The organism is Chryseobacterium paridis (genome assembly GCF_016595215.1).
In the GTDB taxonomy this organism is placed as follows: domain Bacteria; phylum Bacteroidota; class Bacteroidia; order Flavobacteriales; family Weeksellaceae; genus Chryseobacterium; species Chryseobacterium paridis.
Window position 1 is genome coordinate 645,333 of record NZ_JAENHK010000010.1, and the last position, 17,311, is coordinate 662,643.

Annotated in this window: 18 protein-coding genes; 8 read left to right on the forward strand and 10 right to left on the reverse strand. The window is 35.3% G+C overall.

Translation table 11 applies throughout. The features are described 5' to 3' along the window. Positions 1-34: 34 nt before the first annotated feature. Entirely contained in the window at positions 35-628 is a 594-nt protein-coding gene (locus JHL15_RS12405) for a TetR/AcrR family transcriptional regulator (RefSeq protein ID WP_200246134.1), read from the reverse strand. A 197-nt stretch (positions 629-825) separates the two neighbouring features. Here JHL15_RS12405 and JHL15_RS12410 point away from each other — a divergent pair, with 197 nt between their 5' ends. From JHL15_RS12410 to JHL15_RS12420, 3 genes are all read left to right on the forward strand, one after another. Further along, complete coding sequence (locus JHL15_RS12410) at positions 826-2,049, forward strand: MFS transporter (protein WP_200246135.1); 1,224 nt, start codon at positions 826-828, stop codon at positions 2,047-2,049. Between the two features lie 129 nt (positions 2,050-2,178). Then, on the forward strand, positions 2,179-2,757 hold the full coding sequence (locus tag JHL15_RS12415) for a 5'-methylthioadenosine/S-adenosylhomocysteine nucleosidase family protein (protein WP_200246137.1): 579 nt from the start codon (positions 2,179-2,181) through the stop codon (positions 2,755-2,757). Positions 2,758-2,938: 181 nt separating this feature from the next. Further along, entirely contained in the window at positions 2,939-3,835 is an 897-nt protein-coding gene (locus tag JHL15_RS12420) for an MBL fold metallo-hydrolase (protein WP_200246139.1), read from the forward strand. A 16-nt stretch (positions 3,836-3,851) separates the two neighbouring features. On the opposite strand, the gene JHL15_RS12425 is transcribed toward JHL15_RS12420, so the two are convergent. Together JHL15_RS12425 and JHL15_RS12430 are read right to left on the reverse strand one after the other, a co-directional pair. Beyond that, a complete protein-coding gene (locus tag JHL15_RS12425) occupies positions 3,852-4,310 on the reverse strand; it encodes a PPC domain-containing DNA-binding protein (protein WP_200246140.1) in 459 nt (152 codons plus the stop codon). 21 nt (positions 4,311-4,331) lie between these two features. After that, positions 4,332-4,925 carry a Crp/Fnr family transcriptional regulator gene (locus JHL15_RS12430; protein WP_200246142.1) on the reverse strand — a complete coding sequence of 198 codons (594 nt, stop codon included), beginning with the start codon at positions 4,923-4,925 and terminating at the stop codon, positions 4,332-4,334. A gap of 577 nt (positions 4,926-5,502) precedes the next feature. Here JHL15_RS12430 and JHL15_RS12435 point away from each other — a divergent pair. Then, positions 5,503-5,844 (forward strand): helix-turn-helix transcriptional regulator, encoded by a 342-nt coding sequence (locus tag JHL15_RS12435; RefSeq protein ID WP_200246144.1) that lies wholly within the window; start codon positions 5,503-5,505, stop codon positions 5,842-5,844. A gap of 6 nt (positions 5,845-5,850) precedes the next feature. Here JHL15_RS12435 and JHL15_RS12440 read toward each other — a convergent pair whose 3' ends face one another. Continuing rightward, positions 5,851-6,582, reverse strand: a complete 732-nt coding sequence (locus tag JHL15_RS12440; RefSeq protein ID WP_200246145.1) for an MBL fold metallo-hydrolase — start codon at positions 6,580-6,582, stop codon at positions 5,851-5,853. 156 nt (positions 6,583-6,738) lie between these two features. On the opposite strand from JHL15_RS12440, the gene JHL15_RS12445 reads away from it, so the two are divergent. Further along, on the forward strand, positions 6,739-7,260 hold the full coding sequence (locus tag JHL15_RS12445) for a GNAT family N-acetyltransferase (protein WP_200246147.1): 522 nt from the start codon (positions 6,739-6,741) through the stop codon (positions 7,258-7,260). Between the two features lie 6 nt (positions 7,261-7,266). Here the strand turns inward: JHL15_RS12445 and pdeM are convergent, their stop codons facing one another. The 4 genes from pdeM to JHL15_RS12465 all read right to left on the reverse strand — a co-directional run bounded on the left by pdeM (position 7,267) and on the right by JHL15_RS12465 (position 13,413). After that, the gene (gene pdeM / locus JHL15_RS12450; RefSeq protein WP_200246149.1) at positions 7,267-7,911 is read right to left on the reverse strand and encodes a ligase-associated DNA damage response endonuclease PdeM; all 645 of its coding nucleotides are present in this window, start codon (positions 7,909-7,911) and stop codon (positions 7,267-7,269) included. A gap of 280 nt (positions 7,912-8,191) precedes the next feature. Beyond that, positions 8,192-10,585, reverse strand: a complete 2,394-nt coding sequence (locus tag JHL15_RS12455) for a ligase-associated DNA damage response DEXH box helicase (RefSeq protein ID WP_200249147.1) — start codon at positions 10,583-10,585, stop codon at positions 8,192-8,194. Positions 10,586-10,634: 49 nt separating this feature from the next. Further along, the gene (locus JHL15_RS12460; protein ID WP_200246150.1) at positions 10,635-12,215 is read right to left on the reverse strand and encodes an ATP-dependent DNA ligase; all 1,581 of its coding nucleotides are present in this window, start codon (positions 12,213-12,215) and stop codon (positions 10,635-10,637) included. A gap of 181 nt (positions 12,216-12,396) precedes the next feature. Beyond that, complete coding sequence (locus JHL15_RS12465; RefSeq protein ID WP_200246152.1) at positions 12,397-13,413, reverse strand: ligase-associated DNA damage response exonuclease; 1,017 nt, start codon at positions 13,411-13,413, stop codon at positions 12,397-12,399. 215 nt (positions 13,414-13,628) lie between these two features. Between JHL15_RS12465 and JHL15_RS12470 the strand changes: the two genes are divergently transcribed. From JHL15_RS12470 to JHL15_RS12480, 3 genes are all read left to right on the forward strand, one after another. Next, the gene (locus JHL15_RS12470) at positions 13,629-14,417 is read left to right on the forward strand and encodes an SDR family oxidoreductase (RefSeq protein WP_200246154.1); all 789 of its coding nucleotides are present in this window, start codon (positions 13,629-13,631) and stop codon (positions 14,415-14,417) included. Positions 14,418-14,496: 79 nt separating this feature from the next. Further along, a complete protein-coding gene (locus JHL15_RS12475) occupies positions 14,497-14,898 on the forward strand; it encodes a GlcG/HbpS family heme-binding protein (protein ID WP_200246156.1) in 402 nt (133 codons plus the stop codon). A gap of 18 nt (positions 14,899-14,916) precedes the next feature. Continuing rightward, positions 14,917-15,720 carry a helix-turn-helix domain-containing protein gene (locus JHL15_RS12480; RefSeq protein ID WP_200246158.1) on the forward strand — a complete coding sequence of 268 codons (804 nt, stop codon included), beginning with the start codon at positions 14,917-14,919 and terminating at the stop codon, positions 15,718-15,720. 24 nt (positions 15,721-15,744) lie between these two features. Here JHL15_RS12480 and JHL15_RS12485 read toward each other — a convergent pair whose 3' ends face one another. Together JHL15_RS12485 and JHL15_RS12490 are read right to left on the reverse strand one after the other, a co-directional pair. After that, a complete protein-coding gene (locus tag JHL15_RS12485; RefSeq protein ID WP_200246160.1) occupies positions 15,745-16,200 on the reverse strand; it encodes a PPC domain-containing DNA-binding protein in 456 nt (151 codons plus the stop codon). Positions 16,201-16,416: 216 nt separating this feature from the next. Then, positions 16,417-17,262, reverse strand: coding sequence for an NAD(P)-dependent oxidoreductase (locus JHL15_RS12490; protein WP_200246162.1), 846 nt, complete (start codon positions 17,260-17,262; stop codon positions 16,417-16,419). Positions 17,263-17,311 lie beyond the last annotated feature (49 nt).

Below are 17,311 nucleotides of genomic sequence, written 5' to 3' on the forward strand. Positions count from 1 at the left end.
AAACATACTAATTAGTATGTTTTTAAAGAAAAAATTATTTTAGTGTTTCAAAATAAGCTTTAAGTTGTTTTAAATAAGTTAGATACACTGATTTACTATTCTCCAATTTTCCTAAATTCCTTAATCCCCAATACCCTGACATTACAAAAATAGCAACTCCTTTGGAATCTACTTTTTTATTTACTGTTCCATGTTCCTTTCCATTTTCAATAGCTGAGATCATCGCCTCTTCCCATTGCTTTGAAAGATCGTTGAGCGCTTTAGTAAATTCAACATTCCAGGGTGCCATTTCCTGTGTAAAATTTGATGCAGGACAGCCATACTCAACTTTCAGGAATTCATCCTTCATTAGAAGAGTATCCATCAACTCATAAATCGTTTTCAATGGGTTATTGGTATTTTGAAAAGGATCAATGAAGGTACTTTTAAAGGAAGCAGATTTCAGTAATTCATTAATAATAGCCAATCCCATTTCATCTTTTGTTTTAAAGTGATAGAAAAAGGCTCCTTTTGTTACCTGTGTTGTCGCAATTATTTCATCTATACTCGTGGTTTGATAGCCTTTAGAATAGATTAATTCAAATGCTTTTTGAAGAATATTCAATCGGGTTGCTTCAGATTTTTTCATTGAGATACTGGTTGGTATTTTTTACAAATTAACAATTTTTTTTATTCATTTCAAATCGATTCTATATCCAATATCTGATTTTCAAAACAATAATACTATCATTATTCTGATAATAAACTACTATTTAAGTAATTTTTATAATACAATAATTCATCGGAACTTTGTCCTGTTAAAATAACAATCAAAAACATAATACAATGAACGAACAAAATGAACTTTCTGTTCCATATAAAACAGAAACCAAAAAGATAAGAAAGGGACTTCCCGCAGCACTTTGGGCATTAACGATCAGTGCATTTGGTATAGGAACTACAGAATTTGTAATTGTAGGTCTTTTGCCTACAGTAGCCGGAGATCTTGGAATATCTATTCCATCTGCTGGATTACTGGTAAGTCTGTATGCAATAGGAGTGGCTATTGGAGCGCCTGTACTGACTGCATTAACGGGAAAAGTTCCGCGTAAGACGCTTTTGGTTTCTATTATGATATTATTTGTCATCGGGAATGGTTTAGCTTCCATAGCACCCGGATTTATCACCCTAATTTTAGCCAGAATTTTAACTGGTTTTGCTCATGGTGTATATTTTTCTATTGGATCTACTATTGCGGCATCTTTGGTTCCTGAAGAAAAAAGGGCAACTGCAATTTCCATTATGTTTGCAGGGCTTACTTTGGCTATCGTTACGGGAGTTCCACTTGGAACATTTATCGGACAGCATTTTGGATGGCGTGCTACCTTCATCGGAGTTGCTATTTTAGGAATTATCGGCTTACTTGCCAGTATGATCCTTGTCCCAAGTCATTTACAAAACGGGAAAACAGCTTCTTTGCAACAGCAATTAAAAGTATTGACTAATAAACGTTTGATTTTTGCTTTTTTAATGACAGCAATGGGATATGGAGGGACTTTTGTAGTTTTCACCTACCTATCACCGATATTACAGGAAATTACAGGATTAAAAGAATCCGTCGTAACCCTTATTTTATTGATTTATGGTATAGCGATCGCTTTGGGTAATTTGATTGGTGGAAGACTGGCTAACAAAAATCCTTTGAAAGCATTATTATGGATGTTTATAGCACAAGGCCTTGTTCTATTTGCCTTTTACTTCACCGTACACAGCCCTGTATTTAGTATCATTACATTATTCCTTCTTGGTGCATTATCCTTTGCCAGTGTTCCGGGATTACAGTTATTAGTTGTGCAAATTGCTGAAAAAGAACTTCCGGGAACTGAAGATGTGGCATCAGGAATTAATATTGCAGCATTCAACATCGGTATTGCTATCGGATCCTATGCTGGTGGACTGATTGTAACATCATCTTTAGGAATAGGAAGTACCCCTTGGATTGGTGCATTATTCCTTGTCATTACAGTATTTATTACATTATATAGCATTCGTCTTGGGAGAAAGCTTTGAAGATAATCTTTATATCATTTTAAAATATCAGACTGTTCAACAAATTGAACAGTCTTTTTTATACTTTTTAATGAATGCTCCTTGTTATTATAATATATTTGCAACCGTTATTTCTAAATTTATTGATCCATGATAACAATCAATTCTGAACACGCCTATTCTATATCAGATGTCCTTTTTGTTTTTGCTCTGGAATCTGAAGCAGCAGATCTTTTTGATGACACTGAAAAATTGATCACCGGAATAGGGAAGGTAAACGCAGCTTCTGCACTGACAAAGGAAATTCACTCAAGAAAACCCAAACTTATTATCAACTTAGGCTCTGCCGGAAGTAAAACTTTTGGTAAAGGAGATATCGTTTGCTGTACAAAGTTTATTCAACGTGATATGGACGTAAGAGGGCTTGGATTTAAAAAATATGAAACTCCGTTATCTGGAATCCCACCGGTTTTAGCATATGGATTAAAGATGGATGGGCTGAAAGAGGGTACATGTGGAAGTGGAGATAGCTTTGAAATGGATCACGTAGAAACGGATTACAATATCGTTGATATGGAGGCCTATCCTTTAGCTTTAATTGCTATGAAAGAGGAAATTCCATTTCTGTGTCTGAAATATATTTCTGATGATGCAGGAAGTGACGCAGCAGATGATTGGGCCGTACAGGTACATTTAGCTGCAGAAGCGTTTAAGAAACTCTTATTTTAAAGGTATTGTTAAAGATCTTGTGATTATAAAATGATCTTTAAATTTTCAAAATATAAGATTATTTATCCTAAAAAATATCTAATTTTGTAGACAAGTAAATCAGCTTACCACCAGTTCTTTAATGAGCTGGTGGTTCTTATTTAAATCAATGATTTAGGGAATAATTAAATTCAGAATACTCATGAAGTCAGAAAATAGTGCATCGGTTAAAATTCCGATGGGTGAATTGGATGTTTATATTGTATCAGACGGATATTTTGGAATCGGGAATCCACAACCAATTCTTGCCCCTGAGATAAAAAAGGAAACCGTTCAACATGCATTAAAAGGGTTGTATTTATCTGAATCCGATTATGAAATTCCTATCAACACACTTTTCATCAAGAAAGGAGATCGTTGTATTTTAATTGATACAGGAGAAGGGCACCACGATCCCGTACATGCAGGTTGGTTACAAAACAGTTTGTCAGAAATCGATATTTCTACAGGCGATATTACAGACATTTTGATCACTCATGCTCATAGAGATCACATCGGAGGAATAATTACTCAAGATGGTGCAAGAAGATATCCGAATGCTCAATATCATCTTTCTGCTACGGAATATAATTTCTGGACTTCTGAAGGAAAAGATTTTTCTAAAAGCAAGATGCCATCCTCTTCTTATCCTACAGGAAAAATACAGATCGACACCCTAGAGAGCATTAAAAATGATCTTACTCTATTTCAGCCGGGAGATACTTTGTTTTCCTGTATAAAAACAGAAGCTGCACCGGGGCACACTCCAGGTCATATCATCTTTCATGTATTTTCTGGTGATCAGTCTATTACCCATCTCGTTGATGTCGTTCATTCCTCTTTATTGATTTCGCATCCAGAGTGGGGGACCCAATGGGATGTGAATTTTGAAGAAGGAGTTGCGACCAGAAACCGTATTTTAGAACATTGTCATACCCATAATACAGTCGTTACTACATGCCATCTTCCATGGCCTGGAATAGGATATATAGGTAAAACACAAAATGGCTTTCAATGGATTCCTAAAGCGCAATCAGATCCTCATAAAATAAGGATCTGAGAGATTTTAAATGATATTAATTGGAGCTCCAAAAGCTAGTTGTGCAAAGATTGAGTTCTTTCTCAGCAAGATCTTCTTCATTATTTAAAGCATAAAAAAGGAATTCTGTACAGCCATACACAATAGCTGTCATTAAATGTCCCGATAAAGTGGTTTCATTTTTCCAATCCATGGTAGCGTTTAAGGACAATTCTATATTTCCTTCAAATTCTGAAATGCAACCTGAAATATCCTGAACATCTATGGGATTATTTAAGTGGGTATACAGATATTTTTTTACTGTAGGATCTAAAAAACGAAGAGTCATTTCCTTTACAATGCCTACTCCTGAAATTTTTCCGCACTTAATATGTTCATATGTAATGAAATCTTTTAGAGCTTCTATAACGTTAGCCCTGTCCTGAAGCCTTACTATATAGTAATTTTCTATTTTGTGGGCAGTCCATAGATTGCCGGTAACAATTTGTGAATTCATGATGGTTAGTTTTGTTTAAATTTAATAGAAAATTTTTCGGTTCACAATTTTTAAGCTATTTTCTTTTTCCATACTTTTAATGACTCTAATTACTGTTTCCACACGTAACCCTGTTAAAGAAGCCAATTGCTGCCTGGTTAAAGGGATTTGAAAGGAATAAGGTTCTTTATTATCATCATAAGTTTTAAGATAATCCATCAATAATTTTAGTTTAGAAGCCGGATTTTGGATAGAAAGATTGTAAAGCATAATATATTTATAATACATCCGCTCGGCAAGACAATGATGAATATTGGTTGAAATCTCAGGATTTTCCTTCAATAAAATTAAGAATTCAGATTTGGGCAATCTGATGATATTGGAAGGAATTAATGCTTCCGCATTCATTGGATAAGGCTTATTGACAAACAAAATGGACTCTCCAAAACTTTGTCCATCTGAAAAAATATTCTGGATGAATTCTTTTCCTTCCTCGGTGTAATTATTGAGTTTTATCTTCCCGTCAGCTATCTGATAGTAATAGGTAGAAAATTCTCCCTCACGAAATATGACTTCGTTTGTTTTATAATTTTTAATTTCTGCCCCGTACGAAAGCAATAGATCTCTATTTATCATATTAATGCCAGTTTATAGATTAAAAATTACACACGAGGTTAAGTCAGCCCTGGTACAATCTTTTGTTTAGTAAAGAGAAAATAATTTTTGATAAATTCCTAAAAACAACATACCACATCTATACCACTTTTTATTTTTTAGGACTTTACAGTAGGAGGTTAAAAGAATAATAAACTGCAAAAAACATTGATTATAATCATAAAAAGTAAGCATCATCTGTATGTACATTTGAATATCACATACAAAACCAATGAAATTAAAAAAACAATTAAAGTAGAATTAAGCCTTTTACAGGTGGGCAACCGCGTGGTATCTATGTGGTATTTCAATTGAAGAAAAATTTAATCATTTTTTCTTTCTTTGTCTTTGTTAAGGCAGACCCAGTTGTAATAGGCATTGAAATTCTAAACAGTAAATTTTGAAAAACTTCAACAGAGATATCCTACTGTTCATCTTATCAGTGAAATTTTGCTGAAAGTCAAGAATATTGGAGATAATAATAGTAGAAAAAGGATGTAATTCTGCAACATATAATAAAAATAATTCTTGCAGACCTTAGCAGAGATGAGAACAAATTATGAAAAACGAAAAACCCGGATTTAATTTAGAAGATTTAACCAAAAAGATTTTTGCTGAAGATGAAATTATAGCATTAGCCAAAGAAAATTCACCACGCCTACTCCATAAATTCAGATTAGTTTATCCCGATTTTTTTGAAAAAATAGCCGCTATAAACCCCGATCTTAAAAATTCGGAGTCTATCTTTTGTATTTACCTGAAACTAAATTTATCTACAAAAGAGATTGCCACGTATACCTTCGTAACTCCAAAGGCCATCCAGAACCGGAAAAACAGATTGCGTAAAAAATTGTCCATTCCTTCTGAAGTGGATATTTATAAGTGGTTCAATAATTTATAATTAGTCTTAGAGCTGAATGAATGCTTTATTAAGATCGTGATACAGCAATACTTTCCAATTGTTTTCTTTAGCTTCTTTTTCCCAGGCAATCCTTAATTCCATTGCCTTTCTTCCATCAAAATCACTTTTGAATGCAAGATGATATTGTAAGTAAGATTCCTGTGGAAGATCATCAGCTCCGTAAAAAACAATTTCTTCATTTTCTGTGATCCAGAAAACCTGCATAAAAGGAGTGTGTCCACCCACTACTTCATAAGAAATTTCATCTGTAATCTGTCCTTTATCATCATTCATCCAAATAATATTGGGCAGCTTAATGAGTTTTTCTAGGGCATCAAAATCAAAAGAAGGATTTCCTTTATTCTCCATTGCATATTCCAGTTCCCGCTTCTGAATGTATATATCCGCATTGGGAAAAGTAGGTGAAATCCCATTTTCGGTGTTCTGCACAGCTCCTTCAATATGATCTTTATGCAAATGAGAAAGAAGAACCTTGGTAATCTGACCCGGTTTGATATTCTCTTTCTCCAGAATTTTATAAATAACGGTTTCTCCTTCTTCATTTTTCCATCCCAAACCAGTATCCAGAATGATACAGTCATTTTGGGTAATGATAAGAAAAGGTTGTACAGACATTTTTATTCCTTCAGACAGACCCACCTTATCAGTTTTTAAAAGGCTAAAATCTTTAGTGGGACTGGCTACAAAATTGCCTTCTTTTAGAGGGATAATTTTCATGTTACAAATTTCCTGATTATTTCTACATTTTGAAAACTTTATTTTTCGATGTCAACTATCGGTAAAACCGATGACGCCCTGAAAGTACTTCCAATCTTCGTTATTGTTACAATCTATTTGTAATTTTGTACTATTGGAAATAAATAATTTGTAGATATGAGCTCAATCATAATCAATAAAGCTTTTTTAGAAGATCTTGAAATACTTCAGGCTGTTGCGAAAGAAACCTTCATGGAAACTTTTTCTAAGGATAATTCAAAGGAAGAAATGGATAGATATATCGAAAAGAGTTTCAATAAAGAAAAACTAACAGACGAACTAAAAAATCCAGATTCATTTTTCTTTATTGCCTGGGAGGAAGATCAGCCGATTGGATATTTAAAACTCAATTCAGGTTCTGCTCAGACAGAGCTTAAGGATGAGTCTGCACTTGAGATCGAGCGTATTTATGTGAAAAGCAGTCATCATGGTAAGAAAGTAGGGCAGTTGTTGTATGATAAAGCTTTAAACGTAACAAAAGAGCAACAAAAATCCTACATCTGGTTAGGAGTCTGGGAAGAGAATCTAAAGGCAGTCAATTTCTATAAGAAAAATGGTTTTGTAGAATTTGATAAACATATTTTTCGCCTGGGAAATGATGAACAGACCGATCTTATGATGAAAAAAATCATTGAATAGAAAACTCTAAATTTCATAAATTTCAGCTGCCGTAAAAACATAAAATTTACCTTTCTTAGGAATATTTTTAGTATCCAGTCCTGTAAATTCACTATAAGCAGGAAGCAATAATTGATTTTCAGTTTGTACAAAGCAGGGAAGGCGGATGCTGTTAACCGTAGAGTTGATAACAAACCCAGGGTGAATATGCCCGGTAATTTGAAATTTTGGATTGGTCTTATCAAAATCATGAATGAAGAGGATATTTCCTAATTCAAACTGATCAGCTTTAAAATCCATGCATAATTTTTCTTCCAATATTGTAGAGATCCGATCATGATTTCCTTCAATAAGAAAAAATTTCAAATCAGGATATTGATTCTTCCAGACACAAAATTCATCTACATCAGAATTATTTCCAGCATGAAGCAGATCTCCCACAATAATAAATTTTTCCGGCTGGAAATAGGCAATGAGAACAGACAATCTTTCAAGATCACTTTTCATCACATGATTGGCCAAAGCAATACCATTTTTTCTAAAATGAGCCGTCTTCCCAATATGGAGATCAGACAAGATCAATGCCTTTTCCTTTTCCCAAAATACAGCACGCTGATTGGTTAGGATAAAGGTTTCAGTGGTAATCGTGATGGCTTTTGTGGCGATGTTCATGGGAGATTCGAGGTTCGAGTTGCGGGTTTAGGGTTTAGGGTTTAGGAAGTTAGTAATTGAATTGTAAGATAGGGATTATATATTATAAGTTGAAAGTTGAAAATTGAAAGTTGAAAGCGGTAGGTAATGGAGGTGCTCAGTTTTTATTTTATGTTTTTTAATTGATAAAGAATATTGATAATTTAAAATTTATAATTTTTCAAGTTTTCCATTTTCCATTTTACACTTTCCACTTTCAATTTTCAATTATATTATTATCCTGCAAATTCATAACTCACAACTATTTATCAACCTGACGAATTAACCGTTGTATCCTCGCATCTAAACCTTCACTTGAAAGAGTCTGCCGAAGGCTGTCTACTTTGATGGGGAAGCTTAACGGGGTAAATGTATTGGAATATTTAAGAATGATTTTCGATTTTTCTATTCTTTTAAAAGCTTCTACCAGTCGCTGTTCCTGTAACTGCATATTAAAAACTTCAGTATACGCCTGTCGTACCAGAAAATGATTGGGATCATAATCTTCCAGCACTTTAAAAATGAGGCCCGCCGAACTTTGTAAAGCTTTATTGGAACGTTGTTGTCCCGGGAAATTCTGAATAACCATTCCTGAAATTACAGCAATATCACGGAATTTTCTGCGTGCCATTTCAGCGGAGTTGATACTTGAAATAACATCTACCATCAGGTTGTCACGAGTCAGGATTTTCTGTAAATTATCTTCATTTAAAGGAATTTCTTTATCGCTAAACAGCTCAAAACCATAATCATTCATCGCCATTGAAAAAGAGATGGGAGCGAGTTTAGAAATTCTGAAGGCAATTAATGCCGCCATTACTTCATGTACCAATCGGCCTTCAAAGGGATACATAAACAGGTGATAACCTTCTCTGTTTTTGATCAATTCTATCAGAAATTCATCTTCTCTCGGGATATGGGAAGTCCTTTCCTGGCTAACGAGTAAAGGATGTAAAAATTTAAGCTCTTTTTCTGAAGAAGCAGGATTTAATGCTCCGGAAAGCTTTTCCCTTAGGAAAGAACTCAAATTTGAGCTCAAAGGCAATCTTCCGCCAAGATAGCTCGGAACCAATGCTTTTCCTTTCGCTAAACGCACATAAACGGTCATATCCTTTACCATTGCAACTTCCAGAACTCTTCCTGCCAAAATAAATTTTTCTTCTTTTTTGAGCTTTGAAATAAAGTATTCTTCAATCATACCGATATATCCACCGGAAATGAATTTAACCTTTAACATAGCATCACTTACAATTGCTCCCATATTCATCCGGTGGAGCATCGCTATCTTTCGGGAGGTGACTTTCAATAATCCATCCTCCATAATGACAACTTTATGGAATTCTTCGTAGCTTTTTAAAGCACTTCCGCCAATGGTCAGAAAATCGATCACCTCTTTCCATTCTTCATCTCTGATCTCCTGAAAAGTGTAGATCTTTTTAATCCTTTCATAGGTTTCTTCAGGATAGAAACCATCACCAACTGCCAAAGTCATCAGAAACTGAACCAAAACATCGAAACACAGAACCTGAGGCTCGCGAGGCTCAATTACCTTTTGTTTGACTGCTTCTTTCAAAGCAGCTACTTCAATTAGTTCCAGAGAGTGGGTAGGAACACAATATATTTTAGAGGTTTCAAAAGGAGAGTGCCCGCTTCTTCCGGCTCGTTGCAGAAATCTCGCAACACCTTTCGCAGAACCTATTTGAATCACAGTATCAACAGGTTTGAAGTCAATACCTAAATCTAAAGATGAAGTGGAGACAACTGCTTTTAATTTACCACTACTTAAGTTTTCTTCGATCCATATTCTTAAATGAGTATCAATAGAACTATGATGAATAGCAATCTGTCCTGCAAAATCAGGATAGGCATCTAATAATAATTGATACCACATTTCACTCTGACTCCGTGTATTCGTAAAGACAATAGTAGATTTTGATTCCAGAATAATAGGGACGATTTTATCTGCAAGTTTAGCTCCTAAATGTCCTGCCCAGGGTAAGATCTCAACTTCATCCGGAAAAACCGGGATAATATCAATCTTTTTATGCTGTTTAGCCGTTATTTTAATCTTCTTAATGTCATAAGGAATCAGTACTTCCAATGCTTCATCAAGATTTCCAATCGTGGCAGTAATTCCCCATATTTTTAATCTTGGAACGTATTTTCTGACCTGTGAAATTCCCAGTTCTACCATTACACCTCTCTTGGAACCAAGCAGTTCATGCCATTCATCAACGGCAATACAATGCATATTCCTGAAAAATCTGGAATGATCTTTCTGACCAAGGAGTAAATGCAGACTTTCCGGAGTCATCACAAGAATATCAGGCATACTTTTTACCTGTTGCTGCCTTACTTTAGGATCAGTATCTCCATTTCTTACACCTACAGTCCAATCCAATCCGATCTCATTAATTGCTTCTTCCATTGCTTTTGCAATATCTTTAGACAGGGAACGGAGGGGAGTGATCCAGATCATTTTAAGTCCCTTTTTATACTTTTCAGGGGAATTAAGAAAATCTATAATCAATGCTAAAAAAACAGAATACGTTTTTCCAAACCCTGTTGGAGCAATCACCATACCGCTATATCCATTTCCAAATTTCCACCAGGTGTCGGTCTGAAATTTAAATGGGGAATTGCCTTTTTCGGCCATCCATTGCTGAATGATCTTAAATCCGTTGGTATTTTCGAAAGCACTCAATTTATTGTATCAGTTTTTTTATTTCTTCCAAATCATCTATTTCATTTACCGTTTTATCTTTACGCCATCTTACAATTCTTGGGAAACGCAGAGCAACACCACTTTTATGACGACTGCTGAAACCTATTCCTTCAAAGGCGATCTCAAAAACCAACTCAGCTTTCACTGTACGAACAGGGCCAAATTTTTCAATTGCATTTTTGTTTACATAACGGCTGACTTCCATTATTTCTTTATCTGTCAAACCGGAATAAGCTTTAGCAATCGTAACTAAAGAATCTCCGTTTTTAACGGCAAAACTATAATCGGTGTAATAAGCACTCCGCCTGCCACTTCCTTTTTGGGCATAGATCAATACAGCATCAATGGTCATTGGATTGATTTTCCATTTCCACCAATCACCTTTTTTACGTCCTGAATGGTAAGGAGAATCTTTTTGCTTCAGCATTAATCCCTCACTGTTAATGTCTCTTGAGTTTTCCCTGATCTGATCCAATTCTTTCCATTCTTTAAAGTCAATACTTTTGGATAAGTGAATTTTTTCAGGATCTTCATTCAGAAGTAATTCTTCCAGCATTGCTCTCCTCGCAGAGATCGGTTTCTCACGTAAATCGTTTCCTTCTAACTCGATCAAATCATAAACAAATACTTCAATAGGAATATCAGTAAGCATCTTTTTGGTTATATTTTTACGATTTAATCTTTTTTGTAATTCATTAAAATTTAAAACTTTACCATCCTTTACCGCAAGTATCTCTCCATCTAAAACAAAATTCCCCTTCATAGCCTTTACAGCCTCAGCAATTTCCGGAAACTGTTCTGTCACCAACTCTTCGCCCCGGGACCAGATGAATACTTCATCATTTCTTCTGATGATCTGTCCCCGGATTCCATCCCATTTGTATTCGATAAGCCATTCTTCCGGTTCTCCTAATTCTGCAAGCTCTTTTTCTAGTGGATATGCAAGACAGAAGGGATAAGGACGTGAATTGTCGGCATTTACTTTTTCAGCTGAGATCAGTTCCTGAAAAGAGATTTCACCAGGATTCCATTTTCCCATCATACTGTGCATTAATGCACTCGATTCCTGTCCTGAATATTTTGTCAAAGCATTGATAAGTGTTTTATCTGAAACACCAATCCTAAAGCTTCCTCCTAATAATTTATTGAAAATGAGCCGTTCTGTATAATCTAAACCATTCCATGATTCTAACACGAATGCTTTTTTTTCAGCTTCTGTTTTATCTTTTAAATTAACAATATCATTCATCCATTGGGAAAGGGTACGATCTATTTTCCCGGTCGGTTGAGGAAGGATCAATGAGAGCGTTTCCCCAAGATCTCCCACAGAAGAATAGCTCTCCTGAAACAACCAGAATGGTAATTTTGTAATCTCCAAAGCCCATTCTTTCATAAGATTTGTATTGACGTTTCTTTTCGGTCTTTTTCCTGTAAATAAGGCAATGAACCAGACTTTATCTTCATCAGGAGCACGTTCCAGATAATCGATGATGGCATCGATCTTAGCATTTGTTTTATTGGTGCTTTCGAGAGCATTGATCAATTCTGCAAAATGTCTCATGATTTCTTAATTGGTTTCGGGGTACGAGTTACGGGTTAGAGCGTTGGTGATGAGTTGAAAATGGAAAGTTGAAAGTTGAAAGCGATTAAAAAATTGCATTTTTTGTTTTTCGCCTATCAAATCTTGTTTTGTATTATCATATTTTTGAAATCCTGAATTCATAATTTTCAACTTTCCATTTTCAATTTTCAACTTTCAATTCATTATCACTCTCTTCTTCATCATCTCCAAACTGTGTTTGAACAACATCAGCTTTAATACCTATTTCATTTAAATATTTTGAAAAAACTTCCGTTTGTCCGTGGGTTACATGTACGATCTCAGCTTCGGTAGCTTTTACAGCCTGTAATAATCCACTCCAGTCTGCATGGTCGCTCATGGCAAATCCTGCATCAGCACTTCGCCATCGTCTGGCTCCACGAACCTGCATCCATCCGGAGCAGATTGCGGTTGCAGCTCCCGGTATTTTACGAATGATACTGCTATCTAATAGAGCGGGTGGAACAATTACAATTTCGCCTTCCAGATGTTTGATGTTTTCCCTAAAGTCTGGGATCTCATATTCCGGAAGCTGAATTCCTACACTTTCAAAAGCTTCATTGAGTTTACCAATCGAATAGTGAACATGAAGTTTTCCTAATCCTTCTACAGCCTTCATGATACGCTGTGCCTTTCCAAGAGAATAACCTATAAAAACAGAGGTTTTACCATTTTCTTTGTTTCTAAGCACCCAGTTTTGAAGTTTTTTGTTGAGATCTTCTACATTCAGCCAATTGTAGATAGGAAGACCAAAAGTACTTTCAGTAACAAATTCATTACACCTCACCAGTTCAAAAGGAGTACTTAATCCATCATCCTGAACTTTATAATCCCCTGAAATAACGCTCACATAACCTTTGTATTCTAATCTGATCTGTGCAGAACCAATAATATGCCCTGCTGGATGCAACGAAACTTTCACCCCATTGATATTCGTTACTTCACCATAACCGACACTCTGGCATTCAATATCTGGTCCTATTCTTTGATACAGAATGGGTTTGGTAAAATGATGGCAAAGGTATTTTTTCATTCCCCAACGGGCATGATCGGCATGTCCATGTGTAATAATCGCCAGATCTACAGGCCGCCAGGGATCAATGTAAAATTGACCTTGTGGACAATATATCCCTTTTTTTGTGAATGTAATTAGTTTCAAATGAAGTGTATTTTGTTAGCTATAAACAATATAATGTTTTTCTAGCGCTTTGGTTTAATTTATCCTTCAAAAAGCCGACCAATCGTTAATAAATAATGAAAAATAATCTTTTTTTAGTGTGAGCTTTCCAGCAATAAAATATTGGACTTTTCACCAATAACAAGAGCTGATATAAATCTGAAATTTGATTCAATACTAACCTATAAAAATACAAAATGAGTAAGACAATTTTAATTACAGGCGCTGCAAGTGGATTTGGAAAAATTGCGGCTTTCGATTTAGCCAGAAAAGGACATCATGTAATCGCTACAGCACAAGTATATCCTCAAATGAGTGATCTGATACGTGAAGCAAAAGAGCAGGGAGTGGAAATGACCGTTGACAAGCTGGATGTGACCAATTCAAGGGATATCGCTTATATCTTAAAGAAGTATGATATTGATATTTTAATAAGCAATGCAGGAATCATGGAGGGAGGGCCAATAGCTGAACAGCCTTTAGATATTATCCGCTCTATGTTTGAGGTGAATGTATTTGGAGCATTGGAACTCGCTCAGGGATTCATTAAAAAATTTATTCAAAAGAAAAGCGGGAAAATTGTATTTACTTCTTCGATGGGAGGTTTATGGACTGTTCCTTATGTGGCCGCTTACTGTGCTTCAAAACATGCTTTGGAAGCAATAGCTGAGGGCTTAAAAACAGAGCTTGAACCTTTTAACATCAAAATAGCGACCTGTAATCCTGGGGTATTTGGAACCGGGTTTAATGACCGAGGAGTAGATTCTATTATCCGATGGTATGATCCTAACGTAAATTTCACTCCGGAATCAGCATTTGCAGGAGCTTCAGAATCACTTGCTCATCAATTGGATCCTCAATCTATGGCCGATGTAATTGTAAATGTTACGTTGGATGAGCATAGCAATTTCAGAAACTTACACCCTAAAGAAACAGAAGATTTTGTAAAACAATTACAGACAGAAGCCTGGAATGTAAAAAGCTAAAAACACTCTATTCATAGAAAGCGTGAATACTTGTGTTCACGCTTTCATTTTATCTATTTAAACTTAAAAAACACGTCCAATGAATATTACTTATTATGAAGCCACAAAAGCATTAAATGCATCTATTGAAAAGGCAAAAACACTCGGCATACCTATAAGTCTTGCTGTTGTGGATACGGGAGGGCATTTGGTTTCCTTTGCCCGTTTAGACAGTGTGTACGGAGTGATTGATTTTGCTATTAAAAAAGCAAAAACAGCAGTTATGTTTGGTGTTGACACTGATGTAATGGGATCTATAGTCTCCGGTGCAGATATCCACGGATATGGCATGTTGAATTCAAATGGAGGAATTCTTACTATTGCAGGTGGAGTTATTATTAAAAATAAACAGGGAAATATAATAGGTGCTATTGCTTCTTCCGGTGGAACCCCTGAACAGGATAAAGAAATTGCAAACGAGGGAGCTGCAGCTATTTTTTAAATTTTGCATATTTGTATAATGGAGGCACAATCTGAAATATTATTTGACAAACTGGTGTACTCATGTTCTTTCGAAAAACACCGGGGGCATGAGGAATTTATACCGGATCATTTCTTGGGGTTTCAGCTTTCCGGAGAGACTCATGCTTTTCATGATCAGGGAAAGACAATCATTAAAGAGAATATGGTAATTCTTGTCAGAAAGAACCAACTGATCAGAACCATAAAATATCCTTCGGAAAACACCCCTTATCAATTTATTTCCATTGCGCTTGATAAAGAAACATTACAACAGTACGCGGCTGAGAATAAACTGAAAACAAACGGTCCGTTTCATACTAAACAGAAAATATTTTTTGAGTCAGATGATTTTTTTTCAAATTATTTCCTTTCTCTTACTCCTTACATTGATAAAACAAAAACGATCAGTTCCAATCTCGCAGGCTTAAAAGTTAAAGAAGCTATTGAATTGATATTACAAAGTAATCCTGATTTTAAAAATTTGCTTTTCGATTTTTCTGACCCTCATAAAATAGATTTAAAGGAATTTATGAACAAGAATTTCATTTTCAATCTCTCGATAGATGCTTTTGCAAAACTAACGGGGCGCAGTCTTTCAGGTTTTAAACGTGATTTTCAGAAAGCATTCAATATGTCTCCTAAAAAATGGTTAAAGGAAAAAAGATTGCAGGAAGCTTATTATCTTATTAAGCATAAAGATAAAAGGCCTACAGATATCTATCTTGATTTGGGATTTGAAAACCTATCTCACTTTTATTATTCATTTAAGGAAAAGTATGGTCTTACAACAACTGAAATTTAGTGAACGAAATAAAAGACAACCTGCTTATTTTTCAAAATCATAAAAATTGATTCCAACTTCCTCATCTTTCACTTTTACCATCTTTGTATTTAAAGGATAAAAAATAAATTCTCCTGCACCGCGGATCTTCGCATCCAAAAGGTGCCCAGCCAAAGCTGTGTAGTCCTGTCTTCCTAATGTAATATGCAAATGGAGTAGTGGCTGACCGTTCATTTCAGATACATTTCCGGAAATATTAGAGACTTCCATCTGTTCATGAAATGTTTTGTCAACATAATTTTTAGTAGAAGGCACGAAGAAGCGAAGTGTTGCTTCACTTACAGCACCTATTCCCGTTACTTGTCCTGATTGAATATTCTGATTCTTTACAAAGTCTGTCAGCGCTTCTACAATACCTGACCTGTCTTTTATACTGACAATATAAGTTTGATCAACTTTTTTAGCTGTCCAGTTATTTCCCTTAAAAATCTCTGTATTCATGTGGTTCGATATTAGAAGTGAAGTAGTTGATTGGCAAAAGTGCAAAATGGCTGAAAAGCAAAAAAATGTAAAATTGCAAAATTGTTAATTTGTAAAACTGTAGAACCAGTCGTTAAAAAACAATTCATTGACGATTTTACAATTTTACAAATTAGCGGTTTCACCTTTCTGCTTTTTTGCCTTTTTGCCATTCAGCCATTCCTCGCTGAATGTTTACTATTTCTTTAAATAATTAATAATTCCAATTACATCTTCTTTTCCCAATCCGGCATCATGAGCAGATTGGTAGGTATCGATTAGTGTTTTAGATAAAGGATAGTCTGCTCCGGCTTTATTCGCCAGAAGAATATCTTTCAACATCAGATCTAATGCAAATGCAGGCGCATAATTTTCATTGATCAATAGGGGAGTTTTTACTTTTGTAGCCCCACTTCCGCTGGCACTTTCATTGATGATATCGAGCATATCTTTACGTTCTATACCCAACTTATCTGAAAATAAAATAGTTTCGGCAAGACCCTGATATAGTGCGGATATAAAGTAGTTTACCGATAGTTTTGCAGCAATCCCTTTTCCATTCTCTCCCAAATGTTTGATTGTCTTACCAAGCTTTTGCAAATAAGGTTCTACGCGCTCCAGATCTTTTTCAGAACCACCAGCCATGATAATTAATGTTCCATCAGCAGCCGGTTTTGTGCTTCCCGCTACCGGAGCGTCAATAAAGCCCGCTTCTTTTATTTTGACAGCAGAAGCGATATCATTGCTTGCTTCAGGAGAAATAGTACTCATATCCACAAAGAGTTTCCCGTGAATATTTGAGGAAAATACTTCTTCATATACTGCTCTAACCGCTGTATCATTCGTCAGCATAGTAAATATAATATCACAGTTTTCAACCAGATCTTTTATGCTATTGCGTACTATTGATTTTTCTTTAAAGTCCTCTGTTTTTTCAATACTTCGATTATAAACAGACAACGGAAATCCAGCTTTTTCTAAATTTTTGGCCATCGGATGACCCATATTTCCTAATCCTATAAATCCGATTTTTTCGTTTTCCATGCTTGTATTTGTATTAATGTATTAATGATGAATTGAAAATTGAAAGTGG

What these genes read in the sequence shown, in the direction of transcription:
- JHL15_RS12455 (WP_200249147.1), bottom strand. Translation starts at nt 10,585, where the DNA reads ATGGCCGAAAAAGGCAATTCCCCATTTAAATTTCAGACCGACACCTGG.
- JHL15_RS12470 (WP_200246154.1), top strand. Translation starts at nt 13,629, where the DNA reads ATGAGTAAGACAATTTTAATTACAGGCGCTGCAAGTGGATTTGGAAAA.
- JHL15_RS12420 (WP_200246139.1), top strand. Translation starts at nt 2,939, where the DNA reads ATGAAGTCAGAAAATAGTGCATCGGTTAAAATTCCGATGGGTGAATTG.
- JHL15_RS12460 (WP_200246150.1), bottom strand. Translation starts at nt 12,215, where the DNA reads ATGAGACATTTTGCAGAATTGATCAATGCTCTCGAAAGCACCAATAAA.
- JHL15_RS12425 (WP_200246140.1), bottom strand. Translation starts at nt 4,310, where the DNA reads ATGAATTCACAAATTGTTACCGGCAATCTATGGACTGCCCACAAAATA.
- JHL15_RS12445 (WP_200246147.1), top strand. Translation starts at nt 6,739, where the DNA reads ATGAGCTCAATCATAATCAATAAAGCTTTTTTAGAAGATCTTGAAATA.
- JHL15_RS12485 (WP_200246160.1), bottom strand. Translation starts at nt 16,200, where the DNA reads ATGAATACAGAGATTTTTAAGGGAAATAACTGGACAGCTAAAAAAGTT.
- JHL15_RS12405 (WP_200246134.1), bottom strand. Translation starts at nt 628, where the DNA reads ATGAAAAAATCTGAAGCAACCCGATTGAATATTCTTCAAAAAGCATTT.
- JHL15_RS12415 (WP_200246137.1), top strand. Translation starts at nt 2,179, where the DNA reads ATGATAACAATCAATTCTGAACACGCCTATTCTATATCAGATGTCCTT.
- JHL15_RS12435 (WP_200246144.1), top strand. Translation starts at nt 5,503, where the DNA reads ATGAAAAACGAAAAACCCGGATTTAATTTAGAAGATTTAACCAAAAAG.
- pdeM (WP_200246149.1), bottom strand. Translation starts at nt 7,911, where the DNA reads ATGAACATCGCCACAAAAGCCATCACGATTACCACTGAAACCTTTATC.
- JHL15_RS12490 (WP_200246162.1), bottom strand. Translation starts at nt 17,262, where the DNA reads ATGGAAAACGAAAAAATCGGATTTATAGGATTAGGAAATATGGGTCAT.
- JHL15_RS12480 (WP_200246158.1), top strand. Translation starts at nt 14,917, where the DNA reads ATGGAGGCACAATCTGAAATATTATTTGACAAACTGGTGTACTCATGT.
- JHL15_RS12410 (WP_200246135.1), top strand. Translation starts at nt 826, where the DNA reads ATGAACGAACAAAATGAACTTTCTGTTCCATATAAAACAGAAACCAAA.
- JHL15_RS12430 (WP_200246142.1), bottom strand. Translation starts at nt 4,925, where the DNA reads ATGATAAATAGAGATCTATTGCTTTCGTACGGGGCAGAAATTAAAAAT.
- JHL15_RS12475 (WP_200246156.1), top strand. Translation starts at nt 14,497, where the DNA reads ATGAATATTACTTATTATGAAGCCACAAAAGCATTAAATGCATCTATT.
- JHL15_RS12440 (WP_200246145.1), bottom strand. Translation starts at nt 6,582, where the DNA reads ATGAAAATTATCCCTCTAAAAGAAGGCAATTTTGTAGCCAGTCCCACT.